The organism is uncultured Mucilaginibacter sp. (assembly GCF_903913935.1).
Lineage (GTDB): Bacteria > Bacteroidota > Bacteroidia > Sphingobacteriales > Sphingobacteriaceae > Mucilaginibacter.
In genome coordinates this window covers 1-8,384 of the sequence record NZ_CAIWNH010000408.1, presented here as the reverse complement: position 1 = coordinate 8,384, position 8,384 = coordinate 1, and the positions used below count along the sequence as shown (strand labels likewise).

At 43.5% G+C, this 8,384-nt stretch carries 6 protein-coding genes and 1 pseudogene; 3 read left to right on the top strand and 4 right to left on the bottom strand.

The features are described 5' to 3' along the window. Positions 1 to 140: 140 nt before the first annotated feature. Positions 141 to 2,150 (top strand): hypothetical protein, encoded by a 2,010-nt coding sequence (locus tag QZY09_RS16480; protein WP_295674123.1) that lies wholly within the window; start codon positions 141 to 143, stop codon positions 2,148 to 2,150. Positions 2,151 to 2,360: 210 nt separating this feature from the next. Here the strand turns inward: QZY09_RS16480 and QZY09_RS16475 are convergent, their stop codons facing one another. After that, a complete protein-coding gene (locus QZY09_RS16475; RefSeq protein ID WP_295674122.1) occupies positions 2,361 to 3,536 on the bottom strand; it encodes an endo-1,4-beta-xylanase in 1,176 nt (391 codons plus the stop codon). An 82-nt stretch (positions 3,537 to 3,618) separates the two neighbouring features. On the opposite strand from QZY09_RS16475, the pseudogene QZY09_RS16470 reads away from it, so the two are divergent. Continuing rightward, positions 3,619 to 4,467: pseudogene (locus QZY09_RS16470) on the top strand (DUF1080 domain-containing protein). Positions 4,468 to 4,529: 62 nt separating this feature from the next. Here the strand turns inward: QZY09_RS16470 and QZY09_RS16465 are convergent. From QZY09_RS16465 to QZY09_RS16455, 3 genes are read right to left on the bottom strand one after another with little or no spacing between them, the layout of a single operon-like run. Beyond that, positions 4,530 to 5,012 (bottom strand): DsrE/DsrF/DrsH-like family protein, encoded by a 483-nt coding sequence (locus QZY09_RS16465; RefSeq protein WP_295674121.1) that lies wholly within the window; start codon positions 5,010 to 5,012, stop codon positions 4,530 to 4,532. Between the two features lie 19 nt (positions 5,013 to 5,031). Next, the gene (locus QZY09_RS16460) at positions 5,032 to 5,340 is read right to left on the bottom strand and encodes a TusE/DsrC/DsvC family sulfur relay protein (RefSeq protein ID WP_295674120.1); all 309 of its coding nucleotides are present in this window, start codon (positions 5,338 to 5,340) and stop codon (positions 5,032 to 5,034) included. A gap of 14 nt (positions 5,341 to 5,354) precedes the next feature. Beyond that, complete coding sequence (locus QZY09_RS16455) at positions 5,355 to 6,605, bottom strand: FAD/NAD(P)-binding oxidoreductase (protein ID WP_295674118.1); 1,251 nt, start codon at positions 6,603 to 6,605, stop codon at positions 5,355 to 5,357. 457 nt (positions 6,606 to 7,062) lie between these two features. Here QZY09_RS16455 and QZY09_RS16450 point away from each other — a divergent pair, with 457 nt between their 5' ends. After that, a complete protein-coding gene (locus QZY09_RS16450; RefSeq protein ID WP_295674117.1) occupies positions 7,063 to 8,340 on the top strand; it encodes a site-specific integrase in 1,278 nt (425 codons plus the stop codon). The last annotated feature ends 44 nt before the right edge of the window (positions 8,341 to 8,384 follow it).

The following is an 8,384-nucleotide window of genomic DNA, read 5'->3' as shown; positions in this document are numbered from 1 at the left end:
TGGTATCGGTGCTCAATAAGCTGAAAAATATAACTGGTAAGCCAACCCTTGTTGAAGTAGTGATCCCTGAAAAGGATTTGCCGGGCCAGATGTACCGGCTGGGAAAAGAGTAAATAATAACCTTATAAACAAAATTTAATATGAAAAACAAAACGTATTCCATTTTTGGAGCGGGCGCCTCTGGCCTGTACACCGCCTGGCGACTATTAAGCGGTGAGCCCGATAGTAAACTTGGTGAAGAAAAGCAATTGGCCGCCGGTGATATCCTCGAATTATATGACTGGGGGAAGTATGATTTCACCAAAGAGGACCCGGGTACCAGGGCCGCGGGTGCAAGGGTTTGTACCTGGCATTACAAAAATGACAAAACACAATCGTACCTGGAACTTGGCGGTATGCGTTACTCTGCCTGGAATGGCCTGCCGGGCGCTAAAAACCAGGGACACCGGCTGGTTACTACCGTGATTAATCAGCTTGACCTGGATAAATATTCGGTACCGTTTAATGTGTCTTCCAATACCTTGTTTTATTTGCGGACGAAGAACATGTACCTGAATGATGTTTCTTCAAGTAACCCGGCTCCGTATAACGTTGACAATTATGGTGCAACCACCTCGCCCGATACCGGTTTTTCAACCATAGAAAGTTTAGCGGTTGACCCCAACGCCCAGCCAAAAAGCAGGGCGGAGTGGTGCGAGTTTTATCAAAACGGCGCCATAAATGTTGAACTTCCGGAATCGTCTGTTTTCCAAAAGGGAAATAAGCTAAAAAATATAGGTTATTGGAACCTGTTGTTTGATCAGCTGGGGTCCGAGGGGTTTCAATATACGGCCGATGGAAACGGGTACACCTCAAATATCATTAACTGGAATGCTGCGGTTGCCATACAGGCAAATGATGAATTTACCCCAGGTAGTCAGTATAAAACACCTACCAAAGGTTATTCAAGCATGTTTAATTCGTTGTTTGAAGCGATTGTCCATTTGGCAAAAGAAAAGGGGGTTAATTTCGAGTATCATCCAGATACCCGGCTGCATTCTATCCTCGACCAAAACGGGAAAGTTCATTTTAGTTTAGCGACGCGAGAACACCCCGATAAAAAGTTGGCTTCAAAAGTAAGTGATGCAGCATGGCTGGCAATGCCCCCTTATGCACTTGAGCTGGTGGCACAGGCTACGCGTTATGCCGATGTTGAAGGATTGGATGTGCTTAACCACGAAAGAGTCCAAAATTATCTTAGTTCTGCCATTATGCAGCCTTCTTATAAGGTGGGGATGTTTTTTGATACGCCATGGTGGATAAATGACCCAAACAATAAAAACAACCCTGTTTACCAGGCGCCAATACTTGCCTGGGAATTAACGACAGATGTTCTGGAGGTGCTGGCAAAAAAAGGGTTCCCGTTAAGATATATCGAAAAAATTAATAATGATGAAGCGATTCTGAACACCCCATATACTCCTTCTTCGGCAATCATTGAAGCGGTAGTGCAATGTATTAATGAGCGTTTAACCATTGAGCAGGAAAAAGAATTGCTTGCCGCATCGCAAAGAAACACCATTGGCCCCAGCATAACCGATACCCCTATAAGGCAGGTGGTATATTTTGGTAATAATGCATCTGATCAGGATGCGGGGCCTGTTTACGGGATCCTGGCAAGTTACGACGACGAACAGTTTACAAGCTTTTGGGAAGAGTTGGAATATGGGAATGATGATGCCGAAAAGGTGCCGTTTTCAGAAAATTATCAGCCGCTGATTGGTCCGCGCAAGGCAACAGATGTAATGGTGAAAATGCTGCGCCAACAACTGGCCGCATTACATTTTGGCCCGCAGGCAGATTACAGCATTGTGCCTAAGCCATTGGAGTGCCGGTATATGGACTGGTCGCTGCCGCCATTTAATGCCGGTTACCACGCCTACGCCGCTCATTGCGATGTTTGCGATGTGCAGCAAAAGATCCGCAAGCCATCTCAGATGATAAAGAATGCCGATGCTAATATTTTTATTGTCGGCGAAGCTTATTCAAACGACCAGGCCTGGGTAGAGGGCGCCTTTTGCACCGCTGAATCTGTATTAAATGATTTTTTTGGCCTGCGACCTATTATTGATGATGAGCATTATCCGTTTATCTGTCCCTGTGGAAGGTGATCGTTAGGCAAGGGGATTAATTTATTTTGTACCCCGGAAAATTTATTTATAAACCTATATGTTAACTGACCGGCCGTCCCGAATATATTTTGGGGCGGCTTTGTTTTTGGTTACTGATCACAGCCCATCAAGCGAAAAAATCCATTGGATGTTATAACCTTACCCGCACGGACCAAACATTGACCCGCCTGCAAACATGTTTGACTCCGCTTAATTGGTCAACCCCTTTAGCAATCCGAAATAAGCGGGCTTCTTTTTATAGGTTGCATCAAAAGGCAGCGGCCAGTCTTTGCGATTAAAAAAGGGCGGGATCCAGCTATCGGCATCACAAAACTCCCAGGTGGTGATACCATAGCGTTGTGCTGCAGGTACATTCTTGCGGTAGCTTTCCGCAATAAACTGGTAAAGTGCTGACTGTTTAAGCTGAAGCGCAGAGGTAAAAACAATATTTGGGTCGTTGCCTGGATTTACCGAAATATCCAGTTCGGAGATATGCACCAATAGCCCGGTTGCAGCCAACCTTTTTAAGGCTGAAGTAATGCCAGCAGTATCTACATTAATATCAATGTGCATTTGCATGCCGATGCCGGAGATGGGTATACCCCGATTTTTTAATCCGGTTACTAATGCGATCATCGAATCAAGTTTTACGCCGCCCCATTCCTGCCCATAGTCATTATAAAATAGCAGGGCACCCGGGTCGGCTTCATGCGCATATTGGAATGCCCGCGCAATATAATCCGGGCCAAGATGCTGTCGCCAGATGCTGCCGGTGCCATCGCCCGGGCTTACATCCTGGTTGCGTAATTGGCCATTATCGTCCCGGATGGCTTCGTTCACTACATCCCACGAGGCAACTTGTCCTTTATAATGCGTGGCTTCACTTTGAATATGTGTTTTAAAAAGAGTTTCCCAGGCCGGGGTATCACCCTGGAAATTCAAAACCCAGTCCGGTAGTGCCTGGTGCCAAATAAAATTATGCCCGTGCATACGCAGATGGTGCTGCGCGGCGAACCCAACAATCGCGTCGCCGGGGGCGTAGTTAAAAGCACCCCGTTTAGGCTCGGTAATATCGAACTTCATTTCATAGTCGGCCGTCATGCTGTTGTATTCAGTAAGGAGCACCCCCTGGTAGAAGTAATTGCTTAAAATGCCATTGGATGTAATAGCCGAACCCATGGGAAAAGGCGCTGTGGCCTTTAATGTGGCAACGACGGGTTGTGTTGTCGAAGGCGAATTCTTTTTACAGCCTTCGGCGATCAAAAGACAGGCCAATAAAGCAAGGCAGATATAACTTTTTAAACAAGCCGGCATCGGGATGAAAATTGGTTTGTGCTTAAAGGTATAGCTTTTGGTGCAGAGACGCAATATTTTGCGACGCTGCATTGTTACGGCACGATAACCTGTATTTTTTGAAATCGAAAAAAGATAATCCTTATATTCGATTAAAATAAACCATCCACCAATCATGAAACCAGTCAAATTTATACTGCCCTTGCTGCTTTGCGCTTTTACTTTTGGTTTTACGACCATCGAAAAGACAGACCATTGGAAAAACCTGTTCAACGGCAAAGACCTTAGCGGCTGGGATACCTATATCGGCCCTGACCTTACAGATAGCGGCAAGCCCATCACCGGTACGCCTATTGGTTTGAACAATGACCCCCGCCATGTGTTTACCATCGTAAAGCAGGAAGGAGAAAATGTTATCCGGATCTCGGGCGAGAACTGGGGCGCCATTTCTACCCAAAATGAGCATGAAAATTATCACCTGCAATTGCAGTTTAAATGGGGCGGCTTAAGTTGGGGACAGAAAAAAGGCAAAAAGAAAGATAGCGGCCTGCTTTACCATTCAGTTGGACCCTATGGAGCGGATTACGGTGCCTGGATGCGCTCGCAGGAATTCCAGATAGAGGAAGGCAATTGTGGCGAATACTGGGGTGTTGCCGGCGGAATGGCCGATATGCCGGTGATCATCAGGATGGATACCGCTTATGTTTATAATCCGAAAGGGACCATGACAACTTTTAAAGAAGGCAGCAAATAGGGTCGCCGCTGTATAAAGAATGGCGATGCTGAAAGCCCATCGGGACAATGGAACACTGTTGACCTGTATTGCCATGGCGATACCAGTATCCACGTAGTAAATGGTAAAGTGATGATGATCTTATATCATAACCGTCAAGTGGAGAAAGGGCAAGAATTGCCGTTGAGAAAAGGAAAGATCCAGATCCAATCCGAGGGAGCCGAAGTGTTTTATAAAGGGATAAAGATACAGGCTATAGATAGGCTGCCTGCGGATTTAATGAAGGAATAAGTAATCCATAGCGATGGGTTTAAATCAAGGCTATGGATTGTATGCAGGTATTATAACCTGGCTTATATAAACAACATGTGCACTCCTTCGCCGGCGCTTTCCTTATAAAAATCGCCAACAGTAATAATGGCCTCAACACCTTCGTAAAGGTCGTCCTTTGTATAATGGAACATATCAACGGCTAATTTGCATGCCCAGAGTTTTACGCCCGAGGCGGTTAAAATATCCAGGAATTCAAGAATGTCCGGCATATCAATTTTCTCCATTTCCTTCTTCATCATATTGGACGCCAGGGCTTCCATTCCAGGCAAACCGCCGAGCATGGTGGGCATATGCATAGCCGGATTGCCTACTGTGGCAACATGCAAATGTTCCAGTTTCTTTTTGTGAATGGCTTCGAGGCCAAAAAAAGTAAAAAATATTTCGGCTGCGATACCCTCCATCCGGGCCCCATTGGCCAGTACAAATGCGGCGTATACATTTTCAAGCGTTCCCTTTGAAAGGATGATCATCATTTTTTTGATGGCGCCTTTATCTTCGTTCATGATCTTTTGATATTAAGTGTTAAATACAGCTGGCAGGTTTTGGTATGCCGGCAATTTTGGTAGCGGTTTTTAACGGCGCGTTCGGGAATAACGAGTAAAGTTCCTTGATGTCAACTACACCGCTTTTGCCAACACGCCTGATGCTTAGCGCCACCTGGTTTTTTTGTTCGTTTTGTAAATATTTGATCACATCCCAATGCCTTGGGGTAAGGGACAGGTGGTTTTCGGCGGCTATCGCCTCGCCCACTTTTTCATCCCACTGATTAAAATCGGTTAAATAACCTTCTTCATTTACGGTAATTGGTTTACCTGCTATTACTTTTTCCATGATTGTTCTGTTTTTTATTCATTCAATGCTTTTTCATAATGTTTTCCGGAGTCGGACATGTTTGCCGAAACAAAGGGAATATGCGTCCCTTTCAGCAATACATTCCAATAAATCCAACGGAAGGCAAGCTTGCCCATATGGTTCATGCGGCTTTCTTTCAGTAATCGCAATGGCCCTATCCCAGGGAAAGGGAAACTGCCTTCAACCGGTTCGTGGGTATAGTTAAAGTCGATGAGCAGCGCCTTGTCGTTCCCTGTTTCGATAAAACAATTGGCGTGGCCGTCAAACGCTTCTGTTAATGGTTCGCCCTTTACAAAGTGTAAGATATTGTCGGTTAATATCTCAGCTTCAAAATGTGCAACGGAGCCTGCTTTAGAGGCTGGGATATCGCTCGCATCGCCCAAAACAAAAATATTGGGATATACCTTTGATTGCAGCGTTGCTTTATTAGTGGGCACGTAGTTAAGGTCGTCGCCCATGCCAGATCTTTCTATCAATTCGTCGCCTTTGTTGGTGGGCACGGTTACCAGGATATCAAAAGGGATGGCGCGGCCTCCATAATCTATGATCTCTTTTTTTTCATTGTCAACCTGTTCAATAGCAAAATCGCTTTCTATCCTGATGTTTTTTTCATCCAACAAATGCGTTAAGGCTTCCGTAGCTTTTGGTTTGGTGAAAGCGCCGCTTAGTGGGGTTACGTAGGTGATTTCCACCTTATCGCGCATGTTTTTGTTCTTAAAAAAGGAATCGGCTAAAAAGGCGAATTCAAGCGGGGCGACTGGGCATTTAATAGGCATTTCAGTAATGTGGACAACCAGTTTGCCGCCGGTCCAATCGCGCAATTTGTTTCTGAGGGCAAGCGCCCCATCAAATGTGTAAAAATCGAATACCGACTTTTGCCATTCTTCGCCCTCCATCCCCGGAGTTTCTTCAGTGGCTATTTTGGCACCCGTAGCAATGATCAGCACATCGTAGTCCAGTTGTTTGCCGTCGGTTAATTGAACTTTGTTTTCTTCCGGCACGATCTTGTCAATTTTGCTTTTTATAAGTGATACTTCTTTTGGGATAAACTCTTCTACTGTTTTAATGATATCGTCGGGCGTGTAAATATCAAATGGAAGAAACAGAAACCCTGGCTGGTAATAATGCTTGTCCCGTTCATCAATAATACTGATGTTCCATTCGGGAGTTTTAAGATGATGGTGCAAGTGATTGGCCATCATTGTTCCGGCTGTACCTGCACCAAGTATTACAAGATTTTTCATGTGTTAGTATTTGAATGTAAAATTCGGCCTGAAAAGCGGGATTAATAATGACCTTGGTTGGGTTACAAAATGATTGTCGGCACACAAAAAAATGATTGTTTGCACAAGGCTGAAAAACCCATTTTTATGGAACAAATGATACAAAACAATAGCTAACAGGCTATTATACTTACAGCCGATTAACGCAAAAATTTAGATTTGATGCAAGAAATAAAACGAGATAATATATATTTGTTCCCCGCTTAGCGGTTATGCTAAAGCGGAAACAATCAACAATTCGGGATGTAGCGTAGCCCGGTATCGCGCCAGCATGGGGTAATCGCTATCGCTCATCCCGATCGCTTGCAGCGATCAGGGCTGCTAGGTCGGAAGGTCTGTTTTTAGGCGTTTTTAAGCGTTTTTTCCTGTTTGTTTACTACTTTGTTTACTACCGTTTTAATGCCATAATTAATTTTTTATGGCTACTATCGCTGTGGTTTTGAATACCACAAAAAAACTATCCAACAATGAATATGCTATTGCACTGCGTGTAACGCATGAACGACAAAGTAAATATTTTGCTTTAAGCACGCTGGTAACAAATCAGTCAAATAAGTGGCGTTGTGTGCACGATGACTGGAAGCAGGCTACGGACGTAGATAATGGTTTTGGAAAGTTCCGAAAAACATTTAAAAACTCTAAGGAATACAATAACATTCTGGAACTTAAATTAGCCGAGGCTAATAAAATTCTGAAGCGGTACGATGAGGAGAATATTGCTTTCAGCTTTGAACAATTCGAGACTGACCTGAAAAGGAAAGAGCGCCCATTAATCACATCCCTGCAAGATTATTATAACCAACAAATCGCTATCCTGGAAGAACAAGGGAGGGTTGGACAAGCTGGATTATATTTCGAAGTACAACGCATTTTGAAGAAATTCCGACCGAATGCTTTACTTGCAGACATCAATTTAAGATTTCTTGAAAGCTTTGAATATTGGCTAAGAAATGAGCGAAAGAATAAGGATACGACTATAAGTATCAAAATGCGAAACCTTCAACGAATTATTAACCAGGCAATCGAGGATAAATTATTTAAGGAAACCGAATATCCCTTCGGCGAGAAGAAATATAGCGTCAACAAAAGGCTTGATAACAAGACTAAGAAAATCGCCATACATCTCGATAAAATAAGCAAACTCAAATCATTGACGCTTCTACCGGGATCGGCTTTACACTTCGCTCAACAGATATTTCTATTCAGCTATTATTGCCGGGGAATGAACTTTATTGATATAACTTATCTAAAATGGGAGCATTTATCTGACAACCATATTTACTATACAAGAAAGAAGACAAGAGGACAATTTGAAATTCCAATCAACGAATATAATGGAGTAATACTTTCATACTTTAAGGGCAATTATAAAATTCCAGGTGGATTCGTCTTTCCTATATTGGACTTGACAATCCATAAAACGCTTAAACAGCAATATACACGCAAAAAGACGGCATTGAAAGCTGTTAACGATAATTTGAAAAAGTTAGCTGAAATGATTGGTGAACCAAATCTTAAGTTAACGACCAATGTTGGCAGACACAGCTATGCAACTGGACTAAAAAGATCAGGGGCCAATACAAGTTTTATTACCGAAGCCCTTGGACATGCAACACAGGAACAGACTCAAACCTATCTGGATGAGTTTGAAAAAGGTGTAATAGAAACCTGGGAGAACAAGATGTTCAATTTATAATCATGAGCAGGGTAGGAAACTATCCTGCATTTTTTACCTTAGTG

What these genes read in the sequence shown, in the direction of transcription:
- QZY09_RS16460 (WP_295674120.1), bottom strand. Translation starts at nt 5,340, where the DNA reads ATGGAAAAAGTAATAGCAGGTAAACCAATTACCGTAAATGAAGAAGGT.
- QZY09_RS16455 (WP_295674118.1), bottom strand. Translation starts at nt 6,605, where the DNA reads ATGAAAAATCTTGTAATACTTGGTGCAGGTACAGCCGGAACAATGATG.
- QZY09_RS16465 (WP_295674121.1), bottom strand. Translation starts at nt 5,012, where the DNA reads ATGAACGAAGATAAAGGCGCCATCAAAAAAATGATGATCATCCTTTCA.
- QZY09_RS16480 (WP_295674123.1), top strand. Translation starts at nt 141, where the DNA reads ATGAAAAACAAAACGTATTCCATTTTTGGAGCGGGCGCCTCTGGCCTG.
- QZY09_RS16450 (WP_295674117.1), top strand. Translation starts at nt 7,063, where the DNA reads ATGGCTACTATCGCTGTGGTTTTGAATACCACAAAAAAACTATCCAAC.
- QZY09_RS16475 (WP_295674122.1), bottom strand. Translation starts at nt 3,536, where the DNA reads ATGCAGCGTCGCAAAATATTGCGTCTCTGCACCAAAAGCTATACCTTT.